Genomic DNA, 20,555 nt, shown 5'->3' on the forward strand with positions numbered 1-20,555 from the left:
GCAATGACCGAACATTCGCAATGGATATGGTATCCAGGCGATTATGAGATATGGCTTCATCAGAAGGCGTCCGTATTAAGGCAATATCGCGGCTATATTTGTCCGCCTTCGTGGCGATTGGATGCTGCCTATACGAGCGTAAAATTCCGCAGAAAGTACGTGTTGGCCGATCCCGCCGAGCTGATCTTGTCCGCTCAAGGGGAATTCGTGGCGTTGCTGGACAGCGATATGACGCCGATTCCGTACAAACGCAACACGGTTACGTCGATCCGGTTGCCGGCGGGCGAGCATACTTTGTCCATCAACGTTTACAACGACCGGGAAATTCCTGCATTGTACACAGCCGGTGCCGGCATCGACTCAGGTAACGGCTGGGAAGTGACGGCTCTTAACGGTTCGTGGCTGCCTGCCGCCCATTGGAATTTTGACGAAATCGAACAACCTCCGCAAGCCTTCCCGTTTTCCTATCAAGAGCGCGATCCGGTGTCCGCCGAGCAACGGGATGGGGGAGAATTGATCGACTTTGGCCGTGAAACGTTCGGCTATGTGGAATTTCATGACGTCAAGGGGAATGGCGGTATTCAACTGTATTACGGCGAATCGCGGGAAGAAGCGCTTGCCGGGCAGCTGGCGGAGACGTTCGATGTGCTCGATGTGGACGGCAGTGTTGAGCAAGTATGGCGAACGCCAGTTACCAGAGCTTTCCGATATATACACATCAAAACCAACGATGACGTTGAATGGGGCAGCGTGAAACATCGCTACGAGTTTTTGCCCATGGACCAAAGAGGCAGCTTCCACTCATCCGATGGAAGGTTAAACGACATCTGGGAGCTGTCCGCGCATACGCTGCAGCTGAATATGCGGGAGTTTTTATACGACGGGATGAAGCGCGACCGATGGGTATGGAGCGGGGATGCCAATCTCGGCTTTCTGATCAACAATTACGTTTTTTTCGAGCAGGACGTAACCAAACGAACGCTTATCGCTTTGCGGGGCAAAAATCCGGTCGACATTCATATCAATACCATCATGGATTACACGTTTTACTGGTTCCTCAGTTGTTACGATTATTATTTGTATACGGGCGACTTGACCTTTATCCGCACCAACTATGCGAACATGCTGAGCTTGATGGAGTTTTGCCTGAATCGCCGCAACGAAAAAGGGATGATGGAGGGTTATCCCGAGGATTGGGTATTCGTCGATTGGGCGGCGATGGAGCGTCGCGGAGCCCTAACCGCTGAACAACTGCTGCTTTGCAGAAGCATCGAGACGGTCGTTTATTTCGCCGGGGAGCTGGAAGACGACCGGAATGAACGGAAGTTTGCCGCCCTGGCGGGAGAGCTGCGGGAGCGTATCTTTCAAACGTTCTGGGACGAGGAGCGCGGCGCATTCCTGCATGGCGAATGGAACGAAGAGCTGCAACGGGATATTCTCAAATATCCGAGCATGTTCGGCGTACGCTTCGGTTATTTGAATGCGGCGCAGCGGGAAGCGGTCAAAACGGGTGTCCTGATGAACGAATCCGTTCAGAAGATCATCACGCCGTTTATGCGTTTCTTCGAGTTGGAAGCTTTATGCGAGCTTGGGGAAGAAGAGCATGTGTTGAGCGAAATACGCAATTATTGGGGCGGAATGATCGATCTGGGCGCAACATCCTTTTGGGAGGAGTACGACCCGAACCTGCCGCCCGAGCTTCAGTACGACATGTACGGGGATAAGTACCGCAAGAGTCTGGCCCACGCTTGGGGCGCCGCTCCGATCTATTTGATCGGAAAGTACATTCTCGGCGTGCAGCCGGTCGAGGCTGGCTACAGCCGATACAAAGTTGAGCCGAAGCAAGGCGTCCTGGAATGGATGGAAGGAAAGGTGCCTACGCCGAGAGGAGATATTGCCCTCTATATGGATAACGACCGAATTGTCATGACGACCTGTGCGTCGGGTGTCGGTACGTTAGTATTCGGCAGCGAAGGGCTGCCCGAAGCTAGCGAAGGCAAGCTGACGCCGCTGGGAGACAACCGATACGAGCTTCTGCTGGAGAAGCCGGATTATACGTACGAAATTAAGCTGAACCATTAAAGCCGAACCACTTAAGCCGAACCACTTAAGCCGAACAAATAAGCGGATCAGGCCGGCAATCCTTGGAGATAGCCGGCTTTGTCTTTAACGATGCTAAAGTTCGCTCGATGTATCCGTTAATGCTTAGGCCTGAACGCAGTTGGAGAAAGGCCGGTCCAGCGCCGGAACTGCCGGGAGAAGTGGCTGGCCGACTGAAATCCGAGCCGCTCGGCGATTTCGGAGATGGGCATATACGATGCGACAAGCAATTCTTTGGCCAACATCAGTTTGCGTCGGCTAACATATTGCCGAGGCGATAAGCCATATGTTTTAATGAACAGCTTGGTGCATTGGCTGCGGCTCATGTTGAGTTCTTTCGCAACGCTTGCGATCGAGAGGTTATCGAAAAGGCCGTGCGAAAGCTTCTCCTCGATCGCATGAGCCGCATCGACGGCGAACGGAGTCACGGAGCCCGCATCTGTCTTCTTCTCTCCCTGTTCTCGAATGAGCGACAGCATCTCACGGATAATGAGCAGGATGTTCGCTTGCAGCAGCAGCTTGTCTTCCAGTCGAGTCCGTGTATTGTCGTCTTTCTCTGAGTCGCCAAGCTCCTTCATTTCCCGAAGCTCCATGACGTATCTGCTTAGTCTGCCCGATCGTGCGGCTTCATCGGCGGATACAAGACGGTAAGGGGCTGTGCCGAGCAGGCTGCGAATGTCCAGATCATCCAGGTCGAAATGAATATTAAAAAACTCGTAATCCATGGGGGAAACATTCGTCGTTTTGTGTCTCTCCCCGGCTTTAATCAGCAGCCAATTTCCCGGTCGAAGCGTAATCGTTTTTCGATTAATCTCTTGCTTGACCTCACCGCCGAGGCAGCAAAGAAGCTCGAATGAATGATGATGATGCCGGGGGTATTCCCAACCGGAAGGAAAACTGCCGATTTGAAAGCCGGTTAACTGCAACGTAGAGGTCATGTTTGGAAATTCGATCATGTTTTGCATGGCGCCTCGCTTTTTTTGCTAGAGTGTTGCCATTATAGTATCACATGTTACTTCCGTATGGTTGTGCAGGTTGTGGCAAATGGTATAGAAAATGCACCATTTGGCGATTGAGGATGAAGCCGCTAACTCGGATAATGGAGACAACATGATCTGTTTGGAGGGGTTTTTGTGGCTAAGCTTGAAGTAAAAGACTCGCAATTTTTGTTGGATGGGGAATCGATCCGGATTTTATCCGGCGCCATTCATTATTTCCGTGTCGTTCCCGAGTATTGGGAGGATCGACTGTTAAAGCTTAAGGCCTGCGGTTTCAATACTGTGGAAACGTACATTCCGTGGAATTTGCACGAACCAAAGGAAGGTGTATTCAACTTCGACGGATTGGCTGACGTTGAACGATTTATCGCTCTCGCAGGAGAGCTCGGTCTGCACGTTATCGTAAGGCCAAGCCCGTACATTTGCGCGGAATGGGAATTCGGAGGATTGCCCGCCTGGCTGCTGAGCGATACGGATATTCGGCTGCGCTGCCTGGACGAACGTTACTTGCGGAAGGTAGACGCGTATTACGATGTCCTTATACCGAAGCTTGCGCCGCTGCTTAATACAAACGGCGGACCGATTATTGCCGTGCAGATCGAAAATGAATATGGAAGCTACGGCAATGATCAGGACTATTTGCTGTATCTGAAAAACGGACTGCAGGTAAGAGGAATCGATGTACTGCTCTTTACCTCGGATGGTCCGACGGATCAAATGCTGCAGGGCGGAACGCTGCCAGGCGTTCTGGCCACTGTGAATTTTGGTTCCCGTCCCGAGGAGGAGTTCAAGAAATTCAGGGAATATCGCCCCGAAGAGCCGCTGTTCTGCATGGAATATTGGAATGGCTGGTTTGATCATTGGCTAAAGCCGCATCATACACGGGACGGGGACGACGTTGCGGATGTGCTAGACCGCATGCTTGCCGCTGGCGCTTCCGTGAACTTCTATATGTTCCATGGCGGAACCAACTTCGGTTTCTATAATGGGGCGAACTATCAGGACAAATATGAGCCTACCGTTACTAGCTACGACTACGATGCGCCGTTATCGGAATGCGGAGATATTACAGCAAAGTATAAGGCGGTTCGCGAGGTGATGCGCAAGCACGGCGCCGAGGTTCTGGAAGAGCTTCCGGAGCCGTCTCGCAAAAAAAGTTACGGAACAGTTGTGATGAAGGAAGCGGCAAGCCTATTTGCCAATCTCGATACGCTGTCTGTCCCTGTACGTCGGCGCTGTCCCGAGCCGATGGAGAAGCTCGGTCAAAACTACGGTTTTATTGTGTACCGCACGCGGATATCGGGTCCCCGCAAGGCGCAGGAGCTCCACTTGCAGGATGTGCACGACCGTGCGCAAGTATTCCTCGATGGCCGCTGGATCGGTACGGTCGAACGTTGGGCGCCGAAGCCGCTTGTCGTGGATATTCCGGAGCAAGGCGCAACGCTTGAGATTCTCGTCGAAAACATGGGGAGGATTAACTACGGGCCGCGTCTAAAGGATGCCAAAGGCATTACCGAAGGCGTGCGCCTCGACAATCAATTTCTGTTCGATTGGGAAATTTATCCGCTGCCGCTTGCCGACTTGAGCGCCTTGTCGTACGCGCCTTTCCAAACGCAGTCGAAGACTGCCGAGAATCCGATGTTCTTTAGAGGGGAGCTGCTCGTCGACGATATTGCGGATACATTTATACGCCTCGATGGTTGGACGAAAGGAGTCGTCTGGATCAATGGCTTCAATATTGGCCGCTATTGGGAGCAGGGTCCGCAAAAGACGTTGTATGTGCCGGGTCCGCTGCTTCGCCAAGGCGCCAACGAAATCGTTGTTTTGGAGCTGCATGGTACGGACAAGCCGGATATCGCATTGGTAGATTTACCAGATCTCGGATAGAGATATACGGCGATATTACCGGCAGCCAGATAGGAGATTTGGCTATCGTGGCAGCCCATTGCGGCAGCATGGAAGAGGCCGAGGTTAACGGCGGTTCAGGCAGGCGGTAACGGCAGTCGTACTCTGACAACGGTGCCGCTTCCCAGCCAGCTGTTGATCTCGATGCCATAATTGTCCCCGTAATGGAGGCGAATCCGGTCGTTCACGTTTTTAATGCCGATATGTTCATTGGCGTTACGATCTCTGGAACGAAGAGTGCCTCGAAGTTGGGTCAGACGTTCAGGCTCCATGCCAACGCCGTTATCCGTTACGGTTATTTCCATATGATGGTCTTCATGAAGCTCCGCCAGAATCACAACTTTGCCGCCGCTGGCATGCGGCTCAAGGCCGTGAGTCATCGCATTCTCGACAAGAGGCTGGATGATCATCTTCGGGATAAGAACGCCTAGCAGCTCATCCGAGGTATGTTGCTCGAACTGGATTCTTCCCGGGAATCTTCCCTGATGAATCGTAATGTAGGAGCTGACGATCTTCAGTTCGTCCTCCAGCCTGACTTCATTCGCTCCCTTAATGCTGTAGCGCAGCATCCGGCTTAAGGCAGCGGTCATTTGGTAGATATCCTGATTGCCCTTCACGATGGCAATGCCCTTGATCGCATCGAGCGTATTGCTGAGAAAATGGGGATTGATCTGACTCTGCAGGAACGCCAGCTCCGCGCGCTGCCGCTCGATATCGGCTTGGTAGAGATCGCCTGTCGTCTCCAGCAACTGCCGCGTCAGATCATTGATCCGGTTCAGCATCGTGTTGAACTGCGTCGAGATCACCTCGATTTCGGCGTAGCCTTCCAGCTCTACCTTGGTATGCAATACCTCCAAATTGCCGCTCTTCAGCCTCTTCATGAACGCAATCAGCTTTCCTAGCGGCCTTAAAATATTCATCATAAGAACCGAATACGGAATCGTGACGAGCGCGAGCATAACGATCAGCATCAGATAGCTGGTCCTCTTTAGCCCCTCGAGTTCTTTAATAAGAATGCCGATCGGAACGGCCGATGTAATATCGCCGTTAATTTCCGGCAAGGCGAACGATTGAATCGCATAGGATTTCCCGCCGATCTTCTCGATGACGGCCCTTTCTCCATAATTGGAGTACAGGTCTAATTGTTTCTCGTCCAGATCGGGGGCAAATCCTCCTTCGTTCGTGAAAGCCAGCTCGCCGTTTGTCCTAAGATAGATGCTTGTGCCAGACAGCCTTGGGAACTTCTCGATCTCCGACTGAATGGATTCAGTGTCCAAGACGATCGTAATAAAGCCGATTTTTTCGCCATACCGGTAGGTGTCCCTCGATGCGAACAGATTCATGCCGAAGAGAAACATATTATTGATTAGCAATGGATCGTCATGGATGAATCCGCCGTAATGGACTCTGGCATCCCGTTCGCTAACCTCGTACATCATCCCTTGCGCCATTCTGATTTTGCCGGTCAGAGAGGTGTGTTTGCCCATGGCGTTCACAATAATAATGTCGATAATATCAGGATTGGTGCTTTTGATAACGCCCATTAAGCTATTTACTTTCTGGGCCAGTTCATAGGTTCGCAAATAATCGCTTTCCGCCAGAAAGTCCTGCACGGTTGTGTCGTAGCCGAGATTGATCATAATGCTCGAAATTTTGGCATAGTTGTCGGATACCCGGTGTTTCAGATTGGATACGAGCTCCATATTGTATTGCGTGTTCTGATTCACAATCACTTCGCTGGAATGCCGGAATGCCATAATGCTGACAAGCGGGATGACGGCAAGAAGAATCGCTCCGATCGCCAGCACCTGGGTCCGTATGGACAGCTTATTAAACGCTCTCATCTTGCTTCCCTGTACTGTGTGGGCGTCATGCCGTTAAGTCTTTTGAAGATGCGGGTAAAGTAAAAGTAGTCGTTGAAGCCGCATTGCTCTCCAATTTGACTCACGGTCATATCCGTCTCGGCGAGTAGCTTGCAAGCATACTGGATTCGTTGACGGGACAGGTATTCCACAAAGTTCTCCCCGACCTCTTTCTTGAACAGCTGAGACAAGTACGTTGGGCTTAGATAAAACTTCTCGGACAAGCTTCGAATCGACATTTCCTGATTAAAATGATGGTGGATATAGGTAAGCACTTCCTTGATGCGATTATGACTTACGCCTGCAAGCCGGGAGGACAACTCGTCGGATAGAGACTGAAGCGTATGCTTAACCAGATAGTCAACCATTGCATTGGCATGCCCATAGTCGTAATAAAGCTGGTCATAACCTTCCAGAAATCGGGCGCGTTCCTTCACGCCTTCTCTTGTGAAGAGATACATGACGGTATTATAGATCAAATAGGCGTCCTTGATTGTTAACGTAAAGTTGTGAAACAACGGCTTGGCCGACTCCATGACGGAGACAAACCGCATCCGGTCCTTCTGCGCGAGTGCGCCAGCCAGCTCGGACAGCAGATTGTCAATGGTCGAATCGGGGTTCTGGACCGGTCGATAGACGCCGCCATTCCCGGTTGAGAAGCTGCCGTAAGCCGCCACAGATGCCGCTTCAAGCGATGAATCCAGTTCGGCAGGACTGGTTGTCGGAAGTCCAATGCCGATACAGTACTCGATCTCGTTGCCCGACAGATCCAATGAGCCGAGGAAACGCTCGGTCAGATGACTGTGGATGAGAATAGCTACCCTCCTCTTGTTCATGCGGAATCGAATATGCGGAATGGCCTCCAGATATCGCTTGGACAGATAGCCTTGTATCACGATCGGCGTAATGGGCATGTCAGCGCTTACCGGCATGCCGACGGACAACAGCTTCTCTGCCAGCAAATGTTCGTTCCCCGAGCATATGACCTCGTACAGATCCTGGGCGTCGCGCTCCGGCTCAGGTTCCTTGCGCTGCTTTAGCGTTTCCGAAAGCTTGGCCAGCATACTCTCAATCTCTTCGATCTCGAAAGGCTTCAGACAATAGCCGAAGGTTCCGTAGTTCAGCGCCTTCTGGGCGTATGCAAATTCCGCGTGCCCGCTCAGTACGGCGAATAGGGTGTGCGGGGATATTTCCTTGCCCCGCTTGATCAGCTCAAGGCCGTTAACAAGCGGCATCTTAATATCGGTCAGCACGAAGTCTGGCCGCAGCAGCTCGATCAACTCCAGCCCTTCCTTCCCGTTCTCCGCTGTCCCTGTAACTTGAAATCCGAATTTCTCCCAGCGTACGCCGGCTTTAATGCCTTCTACTATCCAACGTTCATCATCGACGATCACCGCTTTGAACACAGCAACGCCCCCTTATCAGCAATCGTACCCGAGCATCCTGGCGAAATCGTATAGAAAAAAATAAGATAAATATGGACAAAATCAGGAATCGTTAAATCGTAAGCACTTTCATAATAAATAGCAGGTATAATAACGCTTTTATCTATACTGCACGATTCTAAATGTTCATTATAATATGGATGAATACATGATGGAAATATACAATCAGGCATTTCTGGGCTTGCGGGCATCTAACGAACATCCAGCTATTATCCATAAGCGAAGGAGAGCGAAACCATATGAGAATACTTTATCTGGATCTGGATTCACTTCGTCCCGACCATCTAGGCTGCTACGGCTATCCTCGTCAAACGTCCCCTAACATTGATCGCATAGCGGAAGAGGGCGTCGTCTTCACCAACTATTATTGCTCCGACGCGCCATGCTTGCCGTCACGAACGGCGCTCATGTCAGGTCGATTCGGCATTCATACCGGTGTCGCAGGCCATGGAGGCACGGCTGCAGACATGCGGCGGGATGGACCGAGTCGAAGCTTCGAGGACCGGCTGAAGCGGGAGAGCCTTCCCTTCGTACTACGGGAAGCGGGCTACAAGACGGCAACGATCAGCACGTTCGCCGACCGGCATTCCGCATGGACCTTCAATGCCGGCTTCCACGAGGTGCACAATATCGGGGAGAACGGCCTGGAGTCGGCGCATCAGGTGCTGCCGACCGCATTGAAGTGGCTGCAAGATAACGGACAGTCGGATCAATGGTTTCTGCATCTGAATTTCTGGGATCCTCATACGCCTTACCGGGTACCGGATCCATACGGCCATCCCTTCTCGGAGGATGCGCTGCCGGAATGGCTCACGGAGGAGGTGTTCCAGTCCCATCTGCAGAAGGAGGGACAGCATAGTATCGCGAATATGAACGCGCTGGCGAATTCGCATTACAACAAGTGGAGCAGGCATGGTCGGCAGATCGAGTCCCATGAAGACATCCGCCAGATTATCGACAATTATGACTGCGCGATTCGTTACATGGATGAGCATATAGGACAAGTATTGTCGCAGCTGGGTCAGCTCGGCGTCTTGGAGGAGACGGCGATTCTGATCAGCGCGGACCATGGAGAGAACTTGGGCGAGCTTGGCATCTATTCCGAGCACGGCACGGCCGATCAGGGAACCTGCCGCATCCCGATGATTTTCCGATGGCCCGGCGGTACGCGCGGCGTGAAGAACGAGGGATTGCATTACCATCTGGATCTGGCGCCGACGCTGGCCGATCTCGTTGGCGCGAAACTTCCGGAGCGCTGGGATGGCGTCAGCTATGCGGACGCCATATCCGGCACATCCCAATCCGGCAGAGACTATCTCGTACTGACGCAATGCGCCCATGTCTGTCAGCGAAGCGTTCGATTTCAAGATTGGCTCTACATTCGGTCCTATCACGACGGTTATCACGGATTTCCGAAGGAAATGCTGTTCCATCTGAAGGACGATCCTTATGAGCAGCGAAATCTGTCGGAGAAGCGGCGTGACGTATGCAAGGATGCCGTCTATTTGCTTAACGAATGGCATGACGACATGATGGCGTCCATGGATTGCGATACCGATCCGTTATGGACGGTCATGAAGGAAGGCGGACCGCTGCATGCCGAGGAATATCGAAGCTGGAAGGACCAATAGCGGAGCGGAAGGTCGGCGCATGAGCGCCGGCTTTTTTTGTACGAGTATGGATTTATGTATGTCCGCTATGTCGGATTATGTGATTGAAAATGCTTGAAAGCACTTTCATAGCGGAGTCCACATAGAACGTTGGTTATGTCCATACCCCGCGTTCGCCGTCCCTTCTATACTGAAAAAGCGGAAAGGGTTTACCGGGTTAATAAAACTAGAATAGTAAGGAGTGACTTCTAATGCGCAGCGGGGCGAGCGTTGGAACAACGAAGAAGCAGCTTTGGAAGACGATGCTTCAGCACAAATACTTTTATCTGATGGTTATACCTGTTCTCGCATGGTACGCGCTGTTCGCCTACGCACCGATGTACGGCGTGACGCTGGCGTTCAAGACGTTCGATTACAGCGGCGGCATATTGGGCAGTCCCTGGATCGGCTTCGAGCATTTCCAGAAAATCTGGAGCGACGCTGATTTCCAGACGGCATTCAAAAATACGATCATCATCAGCTTAATGAAGATGCTTATCAACTTCCCGATGCCCATCGTGTTAGCCATACTATTAAACGAATTTTCGAGGAATACAGCCAAACGATTTTTTCAGACGGTGCTTACGTTTCCTCATTTCATCTCCTGGGTCGTATTGGCGGGCATTATTACGAGCATTCTAAGCCGCGACGGCGTCTTCAACCAGATCATAATGGCTTTCGGATTCGATTCCATCGCTCCCTTGACCGATAAGGAGACCTTCAGGCCTCTCCTCTATATTACGCATATGTGGCGGGAAGTCGGCTGGGATTCCATTATTTATTTGGCCGCGCTGGCAGGCATTAACCCCGAGCTGTACGAAGCGGCCGAGATGGACGGAGCGAACCGGTTCAAGCGCCTGCTGCATATCGCATGGCCGGGCATTAAAAGTACGGTCGCGATCCTGCTTATTCTTCATGTAGGCCAGCTGCTCACGCAAGGCGCGAGCTTCGAGCAAATCTTCAATCTGTACAGCTCGCCGGTCTATGAGGTGGCTGATGTCGTCGATACGTATATCTACAGGACATCCTTCCAGATTGGCGGAGATTTCGGCTATATGACGGCGGCAGGACTTATCAAATCCGTTATCAGCTTGGTGCTTCTAGTCCTGGCCAATACGATTGTCAAGCGCATGGGCGAAGAAGGTCTTTATTAAAGAATTTGAACACGCAATTAAATTACAGCTTGGGGGGTTGGACAGTGAAGCTATCACATACGCATGCGCTGAAGAGAAAGAGGATGAGCCCATTTGACCTTACCGTTTACGTCCTGCTGGGACTGCTGTCTCTCATCACGTTTTTCCCATTCTACAACGTGATTATCATTTCTTTCGCGAAATTTGAGGTCATCAGCCAGCATAATCTTTATTTGCTGCCCTTGTCCTTCGATCTAACGGCATACAAGGTCATCATGTCCGATGCGAAGTTCTGGTCCTCGGTGTTCAATACGGTTCTCGTAACCGTCTTCGGCGTATTGTTCAGCATGACGATATCGGTTGCGGGCGCCTACGCGCTCTCCAAGAAAGGGATGCCGGGCAGGAACGGGATGCTGACGCTGATCCTGTTTACGATGTTTTTCAACGGAGGACTCATTCCGTTCTACCTTATTGTCAAGGATCTGGGGCTTGTCAACAATATCCTCGTTATGATCATTCCTGCAGGTCTCAATACGTTTTACTTAATCATTATGAAAAACTACTTTGGCACGATTCCGGAAAGTCTCGAAGAATCAGCGAAGCTCGACGGAGCGAACGACTTGTACATTTTGCTCAAGATCATTCTGCCTATTTCGGCCCCGTTCATCGCAACCTTCGGCTTGTTCTACGCGGTGGAGCGTTGGAACGAATGGTGGTATGCGCTTATCTTCATCAGCGATTCGTCCAAGACGCCGCTGCAGATCTACTTGCGAGAAACGCTCATTACAAGCAACCAGTTGCTGAACACGCTGGCCCAACAAGCGGCAGATAGCAACTCCAGCAAGGTGTACACGCCGGCCTTGCAGATGGCTACGATCGTCATCTCAAGTTTGCCTATTCTCATGGTATATCCTTTCTTGCAGAAACATTTTGCCAAAGGAATACTGGTGGGCTCCATTAAAGGATAAGGGAATTCACATAGATGCTTGTCCTATCCTAAAAAAAGCTTCACAATAACGAAAAGGGAGGATTCAAGAATGAAAGGATTTAAAAAGGTTGGCATCATTCTAGCTTGTATGAGCATGTTCGCAGGAGTTCTCGCGGCTTGTAGCGGCAACGGGAACGAGAAGCCTGCTGCGAGCCAGAAGCCCGCGGCGACGAATGCGGAGACGGCGGGAGAGGATAATCCATACAAGGACCCGATGGAAATTTCCGTAGCTTTCTGGGATGTAGAAGCGGAGATGGCAAAGGTCAAAAATGATCCGATCGTCCAAGAAATTTTGGCAAAGTTCAACATTACCATTAAGCCGGTCAATACGACCTGGGATGACTACGGTCAGAAGATTCAAATGTGGGCAGCGTCTGGACAACTGCCGGATGTATTCGCCATCGACGCGATCGGTACGCAATACCAACGCAAGTGGGTGGATCAAGGCGTCGTCTCTCCGCTGCCGGATCTAGCAAAGTTTCCGAATCTGGAGGCGTATTTCCAGACGTCGGACATTGCGGGACTTGCGGTTGACGGCGAGCATTACACGATTCCAAGAAGGATGTTTCCAAGCGTGGACTGGAGCGCGCTCGACCGCGTCGTCTACTATCGTTGGGATTTGGCGCAAGCCGCCGGCATTACGAAAGAGCCGGAAACCTGGGGGGAGTTCCAGGCCATGCTTGACGCGATCGTCAAGGCTGATCCGGAAGGCAAGAAAACGACTGGGCTGACAGCGGCTCAAGTGAAGATGCTCGGCGGATTCTTCTGGCTGTACGGCAACCCGGTCGCCACAAGCGACGGCAGCGGCGCGGATTTCAAATGGATCAAGGAAGACGGAAAGTTCATTCCGGCCGTATTCTCCCAAAACGCATTGCCTGCCCTTCAGAACATGAAGGATATGTATGACAATAATCTGATTGACCCCGACATCGCCCTTACAAGTCCGGATATCGCATACGACAAGTTTGCTTCGGGTAAAGCGGCGGCGATGTTGTCCGGCGGCGGATTCATTAACCTGGACTTGAACATCAATACGAAGCGTTGGGCTGCCAGCTACCCGGATAAGGATATCTCGGAAGTGGTTAAAGTGTTGAAACCGCTGGAAGGACCTGATGGAGAGCGACATCACGCCATCTTCAAAACGTATTGGTCCGAAAGCTACTTCAGCGGCAAGATTGCTCCGGAGAAGCTGGATCGTATCCTGGCTTTGTACGATTACGTGTTGTCCCCGGAAGGCAAAGCACTCATCACGTATGGCAAAGAGGGCGTAGACTACAAAGTCGAGGGCGACCAGAAGGTTATGTTGACGGATATCCCTCATGTCGAGAAATATCCGGCCACCGGCTTCCTGAGAGACTTGGTTGCATACGAAACATCGGATCGTTATGATATTAGCCATCCGGCTATTGCCGATGAAGGTCTTAGACAAGATGCGGTCGATTACATTGACTGGATTCTGGCCAACACGAAAGTGCCGGACTACGATATTCGCCTGACCTACATGTCAACTCCGACCAAGGACAGCTTTACGGTGTTCGATCATGATGATTTGTTGAATGTCATGTTGGCGAAGGAGCCGGTGGAGCAAGCGTGGCAGAAGATTGTTGACGGCTACAAGTCCAAGGGTCTTGACAAAATGATCGAAGAAGTGAATGCGAAGGCGAAAGAGGAAGGTATCGAATAATTTCAGTCAGCAGGCCATTCAAGGAGGGATACCTTCATGAATGGCCTGTATTCCATTAACTGCTGCTTGGCCAGGAAATACTTCGCAATTAGAAATGGCGGTGCTGGAGAGGCTCTCCTGCACCGCCATTGTCTGTTGGTTCCTGATTCAGTCGTTAAATTTCTTCAACGGGTTCATCCTGCACAGCGAGCTGCAGGCTGCTGAGCTCCTGCTTGAGCGCCTTAACGATATCCGCGTATTCTTCTTGACGATAAACATTATTCAGCTCGTACGGGTCCAGCTCCAGATCGAACAGCTCCCATTCCGGCGGGCGGCTCTCTTCGATCGAACCCGACGTTCCCAACGCTTCGCCGTAATAATAAATGAGCTTATAGCGATCCGTCCGGATTCCGTAATGCGAATAGACATTATGATGCTCATCCAGATGCATCCAATACCGGTAGTACATCGAAGTACGCCAATTCTCCGGCGTTCCCGCTCCTTCCCAGATGGGGCGGAGGCTGCTGCCTTGCATCTCTTCGGGAACCTCAATGCCGGCGTAATCCAGGAATGTCGCCGGGAAGTCAATGTTGAGCGTCATAGCGTCCGTTCTCGATCCAGCTCGAATCTCGCGCGGATAGCGGACGATAAACGGCATCCGAAGTGATTCCTCATACATGAACCGTTTGTCGTACCAGCCATGATCGCCTAAGAAGAAACCTTGATCGGAGGTATAAATCACGATGGTATCTTCGGCTATGCCGTCCTCTTCCAGATAATCGAGCAGACGTCCGACGCTTTCGTCGATGGAGGCGATGCAGCGCAAATAGTCCTTGATATACCGTTGGTATCTCCATTGCTTGGCCTCCAGGGAGGAAAGACCTTCCGGAAGGGAGCCTTTGAGATCAACCATGTCGTTCAAGTGGCTGTCGATCCGCATTTTGGCTTCGACTGCGGCTTGAGAGCGCGTGGAATAATCGTCGTAGAAGGTTTCCGGTTCCGGAATATCCACATCCTCGTATAACGTTGCATATTTTGCCGCAGGCACCCACGGTCGATGCGGGGCCTTATGATGGCACATGAGTAGAAAAGGGCGATCCTTGTCGCGTTTGTCCATCCAGTCGATGGAGAAGTCCGTAATCAGATCGGTAGCGTAACCTTCGAATTGTTTCAGCTCGCCCATCTCGTAGAAGTGGGGATCGTTGTACTCTCCTTGTCCAGGGACGACGCTCCAATAATCGAAGCCTGTAGGGTCGGCATTGCCGCCGTGACCGAGATGCCACTTCCCGATCATCGCAGTCTGATAGCCGCCTTCCTGAAGCAGCTTAGGGAACGTCATTTGTCTGCCATCCAGCTCGTCCTCGATGGACCGGACGCCGTTCAGATGATTGTATTTGCCCGTCAGGATGGCAGCCCGGCTGGGGGAGCAGATCGAATTCGTGCAGAAGCAATTGTCGAACAGGATGCCTTCGTTCGCGATCCGGTCGAGCTGGGGCGTCTCATTGATACGACTGCCATAACAGCTCATGGCGTGTGAAGCGTGATCGTCCGACATAATAAATAGAATGTTTGGTTGACGTTTATTTTGCGTCATAGTCGTTTCACCTCTACTCGAATATAAAAGCGACATTCAATTCATGAATTAATCCTACAATTTCTCTGGTACGTTTCATCCCGAACTTTTTGAGCAGCGTATTGATCTGGGATTTGATCGTAACGGTTTCCACCATTCGAATCCTTGCGATATGCTCTACCTTGTTCTCCGCGAGCAGAAGCTTGATGATTTCCCGTTCGGCCTGCGTAAGCTGGGACAAGATGCCCATGAAGCGGATCAGCTTGCTCTCCGTCTGCTTTAGTCTTGAGAATTCGCTCTTCAGCTTGGAGGACATGGAGGAGGAACCATGCTGCTGCTCGGTATAAGCGGATTCAATGCATCGAATGATTTCGTCGTGTTCGGCCGACTTCACCAAGTAATCCCTTGCATTGCTTAATGTGTAAGCCTTGTAGATCGTTTCCTCGTCTTCGTGCACGGTCAAGAAGATGATCCCGATGTTCGGCCTCAGCAGTGACAATCGATTCGCGGCTTCAATGCCGTCCTGATGGGTCTCCATCTCGATATCCATCAACATAATATCCGGCTCTTGCCGTTGCGCAAGCTCGACAGCCTCGTTGCCGGTAGCGGCGGCGCCTACCCATTCCAGTCCAGGCTGGTTCTCGATCATCTCCGAGAAATCCTGTCTGAGAATGTCGTGGTCTTCGGCTACGGCGACCTTAATGGGACGCAAAGGCCCGCGGTTACTCATTGGATCTGTAGATGGGTAAGTAAACATAGAATGTCGTACCCTCCCCGGGTTTGCTGTCGAACCGGACATATCCGAAGTGGGCCTTCACTGTTTGCTGAACATATGATAAGCCCAGTCCCCAGTTCGTATCCGAATTTTTGCGGGTGTAGAACGGATCGAATATTTGGTGGCGCTGACTCTTGTCTATGCCGATCCCGTTATCTGTAATCTGCATAATGACATAATTGCCGGCCGAATAACTGTTGAAGCTGACATAAGGTTCGCGTCCAACGCTATAATTGTCCTGAACCGCATCAAAGGCATTGGATAACAGATTATAGACAGCCTGCGCGAGGTAAGGGAGGTCGGCCAAAATCAGATGTTTTTTGAACGGTTTGGCATGGAGCAGGGCGCGCTGCTCGGGATCCAGCTTCGGCAGAATATGCTCATAGATCAAATGAATGCCCGTCGGACGGAGACGTAGCCGATTCGTCTTGAAAGCGCCGTATAACTCGTCCATTCGCTGCAGAATCTGGTCATTGCCGGAAGCCAGCTTCTCCAAAATATCGTTCATCTGAACCAGATGCTGGGATGGAACGTCTTCATGATGATCGGCTTCGGTCGCTTCAGCCATTCGTTTCTTCAGATTGCGAATCAGCACGCGCTGGGCAAGAATTTGATTTTTAATCCCGTGGGTAAAGACGCGTACGCCCATATCGCTCTGGCGAATTTTTTTCTCTACTAGCATCTCCGGTTTGCCGATCTTACCAATCAGCTTATTATATCTCCATAGGGAGAGGGCGCCAAAGATCGTTATGATGAAACTTATGCCGATAAGTAAGTACCACTGAAAGACAGCAAACATGCTGTTGTAATAGAGTGAGCCCATATAAAAATAAGTGGTCGAAATGGCATGGCTGACTTGCAGCGGGGAAAACACGCCGAACAGTAAAAAGATGACAGCCAGGTTGACGACAGTAACGAATACGATCATAAATTTGTTGCGAAGCCATGGCGTCCTCATTCTTCCGAGCTCGCGGACGAGCATGGCCAGCAGCAGCAGCTCGTAAATCAAATACGCGGCCCGCACAATAAATGCCGTTCGACTATGGAAAGCGTCGGTTGTAAGCTCCGTTAAACGCGCGTAAATGGCGGGTTCATAAAGCAGGTAGCTGGCAAGCGCGAACAGAAAGGCAACGACGTAAGCGATCATTGTGCTTCTTGGACGCAAGAAGGAGCTGACGTTGAGGACGAATCCCGCCAAAAAAAATAAAAAGACGGCGCGTCCGATCGAAAGAAGACGACTCATCTCGTCGATTGTAATGGTAGAGTACTGAAAAAAACGGTGAATATCCGGATGCAGAAAAAAAATAAATTCCATTCGATAGGGTAACCCGCCGCTCTTGGCAAAATAATACATAAAGCCGACGATCAGCAAGACGCTGCCGGCGAAGCAACCCGTCAACCAGGTGGAAGAGGATTTCATGTTGGTTGATACAAGGAGTATGCCGGTTACGGTCATAACGGCCAGAATAAACAAAATCATGCAATCCAGCCCCTATAGAGAATAGTAACGACGAAGAGCCGCCGTTACTATTCTATCACAAGTAAAATGGAGTTATTCGACAACCTTGGCCATCAGGTCGAAGGTGACGTAACTTTCGACGGGCGCGCCTTTCTCAAGCTTATCGGTAGACAGGAACAGCTCTTGCTGTTGCTCATACCATTTTTTAGCAGTTCCATCCGCGAACAGCTCCCGGACCTCCGTACCGGTCATCCAAACGCCGCTTTCGACTTCTTCCTGAACCGACTCGATCGGCGTTGCATTTAATTCGGCAACGTACTCGACAACCTCGTCCAGATGCTCGGCGCGATAATCCATCGCTTGGTGCAGCCCCTTCAGAAAACGTACGACCTTGTCTTCGTTTTTGCTCAGGTAATCCGGAGTGACGATCCAACTGGACGGGAAAACGAATTCGTCGCTGAAGCTGGCGCTGTTCGCGAGTACGGTAATGTTGTCTTTGCCGACTGTCTTTTTGATTTCTGTAGAGTAAGGGGCCCAGACAATAGTGGCATCCACCTTATCGGCTATAAAGGCGGAGACGGCTCCGGCCATGTCCATATTGATCAGCTTCACGTCGTCGCGGGTCATGCCTTCCTTCTCCAAAGCCAGATCCAGCACGATTTCTCCCGAGGTGCCGAGCTGCGTCGCAATCGTCTTGCCCTTCAAATCCTTAGCCGTCGCGATACCGGAATCCGTACGGACGATAAGCTCTTCCGCTTTGCTCAGCACATCCAGCGAGACGATTTTCACTTTGCCTTCCACCGCAAGGAAGTGGGCGCCGTGTCCGACATATCCCAGATCAATGTCTCCGGAGAGCATAGCGGCAACCTCTGTTGGTCCGCTCGTAAATTTAACGAGATCGATCTCCAGGTTCTGTTCTTTGAAGAAATCTTTTTTGATCCCGGTAATAATCGCAGAGGAACCGCCCATATTGGGATGATAGGCAATACGAAGCTTATCCGGCTTCGGGGCAGCGGTAGGCTTTGCGCTAGCAGTAGAGGTTCCAGCTTCGCTTGTATTCGGCGAAGCGCTTGAGCCGGCGTTTCCGTTATTGCCATTTGAATTGCCGCAAGCTGCTACTGCGAATGTAAGAACGATGGCCGTTGCAATCGTCAACCATTTTTTCATGTTCGATCCCCTCATTTTCGTTTATTTTTTGGCTTCCAGATATTCTTGGTAAACCAAGCCCCAAATCTCGTTTTTAAGATCGTTAAACTCCTTGGACATGCGAGTTTCCTGCGTTCGAGGATGTGGAAGGTCGATCGGGACAATCGATTTGATCCTCCCGGGTCTGGCGCTCATGACGACGACGCGGCTGGCGAGCAGAACGGCTTCTTCGACATCGTGAGTAATGAAGAAACAGGTTTTCTGCTCTTGCTCCCATGTGTTCAGCAATTCCACCTGCAGCTGTGTTCTCGTCTGCGCATCCAGTGCGCCGAAGGGCTCGTCAAGCAGCAGCAGCTGCGGATTGACGGCATAGGCGCGGGCAATTGCGACACGCTGCTTCATGCCGCCGGACAGTTCTTTCGGGTAAGCGTTCGCAAAATCCTTTAAGCCGACCGATTCGATATACTTTTCCGCAATAGACTTTCGTTCGACTTTCCCGATCCCCTTGAGCTTGAGACCGAATTCTACGTTTTGTCTCACAGTGAGCCATGGAAACAGCGCATACTGCTGGAAGACGACACCTCGTTCGCTGCTGGGACCATGAATAGATTTGCCGTCAATGCGGACTTCGCCGCTGGTAGGTACGTCCAGCCCGGCCAAAATATTCAATAAAGTTGTTTTGCCGCAACCGGAAGGACCGACGACGCATATGAATTCGTTGTTCGAGATCGTTAAGCTTGTGTTATTCAGCGCGACTACTTCTCCTCGCGAGGTCGGAAACACTTTCCGAATCGCATCGATCTCAACTTTGGCTGTGCCCGAGCTTGTTCGTTCCGGCATCCTTAGACGCTGCGCACTTCCTGCCATCCCGCCAGCCTCCTCTCGAGGAATAATAAAGCTTTATCAAGTAGAAATCCAATGATTCCAATCATTACAATCCCCATAATCAGAACTTCCATCCGGAAATACAAGCTTGCTTCCTGAATCATCTGGCCGAGTCCGACTTGAGCTCCGGTCAGTTCTGCGGCGATCAGCGTTGTTAGGGAAGCGCTTAATCCAAGTCGCAGCGCGACTAGAATAAACGGGAAGGAGGCCGGAATAATGACGTGGAAGAAGATATCGCGATCTCTTGCGCCAAGCACGCGCGATGCCTTGATCAATGTTACGTCTACATTCCGTACGCCTTGGTAGATCGAGACGACCATGACAAGAAAGGCGGCAACGAATATAACGGTAATTTTGGCGCCTTCACCAACTCCTTGCGCTACAACGACGAGCGGAATGTAAGCGATAGGGGGAATCGTTCTTAAGAATTGGATCCACGGCTCCACCAGCATCCTGCAAGTCCGATACCATCCCATCAGGAAGGCGACCGGTATGGCGATAACCAGCGCCAGCAAGAACCCTCCCAATACGCGGAACAAGCTTGCGTATATATGTTCCAGCAGTCTGCCGCTCGCCGCTTCCTTGATAAAGGCGTCGAACGTATCGGCTGGTCCGGCGAATACGGCGCCAGCCTTCGTCATCGATATCAGCTGCCAGACGAGAATTCCGAGCAGAAGGGAGATGACTAAAAATATTTTTCCATCCAAACGGTTAAGCATCTGTCCGAGTCTAGTTGCGGGTTTGTTGTCCATGCCACTCCACCTTTTGATATGTTGTTGGGTCTTTCTAGCTAAATTGTACGTGAGACATCAAATGTTAATAAAGTATGAACTTTTTTATAACCTAGCAATAATTCTCGTCGAGTGCCGTCGTTCACAAAAAAAACGCCAATACCGCTGGGGGTATTGGCGTTTCCCTATTATTCATAAAGAATCAGCAGCACTGTGCCGCTGCCTGGAAACCGGTAACGGGAT

15 protein-coding genes are annotated in these 20,555 nt (G+C 51.2%); 6 read left to right on the forward strand and 9 right to left on the reverse strand.

The window, feature by feature from the left end; genetic code table 11:
* The first annotated feature begins 3 nt into the window (after positions 1–3).
* Positions 4–2,082, forward strand: coding sequence for a family 78 glycoside hydrolase catalytic domain (locus tag KJW29_RS04850; protein WP_214628956.1), 2,079 nt, complete (start codon positions 4–6; stop codon positions 2,080–2,082).
* A 116-nt stretch (positions 2,083–2,198) separates the two neighbouring features.
* Here the strand turns inward: KJW29_RS04850 and KJW29_RS04855 are convergent, their stop codons facing one another.
* Positions 2,199–3,056, reverse strand: coding sequence for an AraC family transcriptional regulator (locus KJW29_RS04855; protein WP_246608589.1), 858 nt, complete (start codon positions 3,054–3,056; stop codon positions 2,199–2,201).
* Between the two features lie 177 nt (positions 3,057–3,233).
* Between KJW29_RS04855 and KJW29_RS04860 the strand changes: the two genes are divergently transcribed.
* Positions 3,234–4,985, forward strand: a complete 1,752-nt coding sequence (locus KJW29_RS04860; RefSeq protein ID WP_214628958.1) for a glycoside hydrolase family 35 protein — start codon at positions 3,234–3,236, stop codon at positions 4,983–4,985.
* A 95-nt stretch (positions 4,986–5,080) separates the two neighbouring features.
* Here KJW29_RS04860 and KJW29_RS04865 read toward each other — a convergent pair whose 3' ends face one another.
* Positions 5,081–6,847 (reverse strand): sensor histidine kinase, encoded by a 1,767-nt coding sequence (locus KJW29_RS04865; protein WP_214628959.1) that lies wholly within the window; start codon positions 6,845–6,847, stop codon positions 5,081–5,083.
* Positions 6,844–8,271 carry a response regulator transcription factor gene (locus tag KJW29_RS04870; protein ID WP_214628960.1) on the reverse strand — a complete coding sequence of 476 codons (1,428 nt, stop codon included), beginning with the start codon at positions 8,269–8,271 and terminating at the stop codon, positions 6,844–6,846. Before KJW29_RS04870 ends, KJW29_RS04865 begins: the two co-directional genes overlap by 4 nt.
* Positions 8,272–8,549: 278 nt before the next feature.
* On the opposite strand from KJW29_RS04870, the gene KJW29_RS04875 reads away from it, so the two are divergent.
* The 4 genes from KJW29_RS04875 (at position 8,550) to KJW29_RS04890 (ending at position 13,764) form a co-directional block, all read left to right on the forward strand.
* Positions 8,550–9,941 carry a sulfatase family protein gene (locus tag KJW29_RS04875; protein WP_214628961.1) on the forward strand — a complete coding sequence of 464 codons (1,392 nt, stop codon included), beginning with the start codon at positions 8,550–8,552 and terminating at the stop codon, positions 9,939–9,941.
* A gap of 230 nt (positions 9,942–10,171) precedes the next feature.
* Positions 10,172–11,113: an ABC transporter permease gene (locus KJW29_RS04880; RefSeq protein ID WP_187105050.1), complete on the forward strand. Its 942-nt coding sequence runs from the start codon at positions 10,172–10,174 to the stop codon at positions 11,111–11,113.
* A gap of 44 nt (positions 11,114–11,157) precedes the next feature.
* On the forward strand, positions 11,158–12,060 hold the full coding sequence (locus KJW29_RS04885; protein ID WP_214628962.1) for a carbohydrate ABC transporter permease: 903 nt from the start codon (positions 11,158–11,160) through the stop codon (positions 12,058–12,060).
* Between the two features lie 69 nt (positions 12,061–12,129).
* The gene (locus KJW29_RS04890) at positions 12,130–13,764 is read left to right on the forward strand and encodes an extracellular solute-binding protein (protein WP_214628963.1); all 1,635 of its coding nucleotides are present in this window, start codon (positions 12,130–12,132) and stop codon (positions 13,762–13,764) included.
* Positions 13,765–13,918: 154 nt separating this feature from the next.
* Here KJW29_RS04890 and KJW29_RS04895 read toward each other — a convergent pair whose 3' ends face one another.
* The 6 genes from KJW29_RS04895 to KJW29_RS04920 all read right to left on the reverse strand — a co-directional run bounded on the left by KJW29_RS04895 (position 13,919) and on the right by KJW29_RS04920 (position 20,333).
* The gene (locus KJW29_RS04895; RefSeq protein WP_214628964.1) at positions 13,919–15,337 is read right to left on the reverse strand and encodes a sulfatase family protein; all 1,419 of its coding nucleotides are present in this window, start codon (positions 15,335–15,337) and stop codon (positions 13,919–13,921) included.
* Between the two features lie 13 nt (positions 15,338–15,350).
* A complete protein-coding gene (locus KJW29_RS04900) occupies positions 15,351–16,073 on the reverse strand; it encodes a response regulator (protein ID WP_187105053.1) in 723 nt (240 codons plus the stop codon).
* Entirely contained in the window at positions 16,039–17,571 is a 1,533-nt protein-coding gene (locus KJW29_RS04905) for a sensor histidine kinase (protein ID WP_214628965.1), read from the reverse strand. Before KJW29_RS04905 ends, KJW29_RS04900 begins: the two co-directional genes overlap by 35 nt.
* A 72-nt stretch (positions 17,572–17,643) precedes the next feature.
* Positions 17,644–18,717, reverse strand: coding sequence for an ABC transporter substrate-binding protein (locus KJW29_RS04910; protein ID WP_214628966.1), 1,074 nt, complete (start codon positions 18,715–18,717; stop codon positions 17,644–17,646).
* 21 nt (positions 18,718–18,738) lie between these two features.
* Positions 18,739–19,563, reverse strand: coding sequence for an ABC transporter ATP-binding protein (locus tag KJW29_RS04915; protein ID WP_246608590.1), 825 nt, complete (start codon positions 19,561–19,563; stop codon positions 18,739–18,741).
* The gene (locus KJW29_RS04920; RefSeq protein WP_187105056.1) at positions 19,539–20,333 is read right to left on the reverse strand and encodes an ABC transporter permease; all 795 of its coding nucleotides are present in this window, start codon (positions 20,331–20,333) and stop codon (positions 19,539–19,541) included. Before KJW29_RS04920 ends, KJW29_RS04915 begins: the two co-directional genes overlap by 25 nt.
* Positions 20,334–20,555 lie beyond the last annotated feature (222 nt).

This window comes from Paenibacillus agaridevorans (assembly GCF_018604145.1).
In the GTDB taxonomy this organism is placed as follows: domain Bacteria; phylum Bacillota; class Bacilli; order Paenibacillales; family Paenibacillaceae; genus Pristimantibacillus; species Pristimantibacillus agaridevorans.

Excerpts from the sequence above, each read along its gene's own strand:
- KJW29_RS04850 (WP_214628956.1), top strand. The coding sequence starts at position 4 with ATGACCGAACATTCGCAATGGATATGGTATCCAGGCGATTATGAGATA.
- KJW29_RS04855 (WP_246608589.1), bottom strand. The coding sequence starts at position 3,056 with ATGATCGAATTTCCAAACATGACCTCTACGTTGCAGTTAACCGGCTTT.
- KJW29_RS04865 (WP_214628959.1), bottom strand. The coding sequence starts at position 6,847 with ATGAGAGCGTTTAATAAGCTGTCCATACGGACCCAGGTGCTGGCGATC.
- KJW29_RS04875 (WP_214628961.1), top strand. The coding sequence starts at position 8,550 with ATGAGAATACTTTATCTGGATCTGGATTCACTTCGTCCCGACCATCTA.
- KJW29_RS04880 (WP_187105050.1), top strand. The coding sequence starts at position 10,172 with ATGCGCAGCGGGGCGAGCGTTGGAACAACGAAGAAGCAGCTTTGGAAG.
- KJW29_RS04890 (WP_214628963.1), top strand. The coding sequence starts at position 12,130 with ATGAAAGGATTTAAAAAGGTTGGCATCATTCTAGCTTGTATGAGCATG.
- KJW29_RS04895 (WP_214628964.1), bottom strand. The coding sequence starts at position 15,337 with ATGACGCAAAATAAACGTCAACCAAACATTCTATTTATTATGTCGGAC.
- KJW29_RS04900 (WP_187105053.1), bottom strand. The coding sequence starts at position 16,073 with ATGTTTACTTACCCATCTACAGATCCAATGAGTAACCGCGGGCCTTTG.
- KJW29_RS04905 (WP_214628965.1), bottom strand. The coding sequence starts at position 17,571 with ATGATTTTGTTTATTCTGGCCGTTATGACCGTAACCGGCATACTCCTT.
- KJW29_RS04910 (WP_214628966.1), bottom strand. The coding sequence starts at position 18,717 with ATGAAAAAATGGTTGACGATTGCAACGGCCATCGTTCTTACATTCGCA.
- KJW29_RS04915 (WP_246608590.1), bottom strand. The coding sequence starts at position 19,563 with ATGGCAGGAAGTGCGCAGCGTCTAAGGATGCCGGAACGAACAAGCTCG.
- KJW29_RS04920 (WP_187105056.1), bottom strand. The coding sequence starts at position 20,333 with ATGGACAACAAACCCGCAACTAGACTCGGACAGATGCTTAACCGTTTG.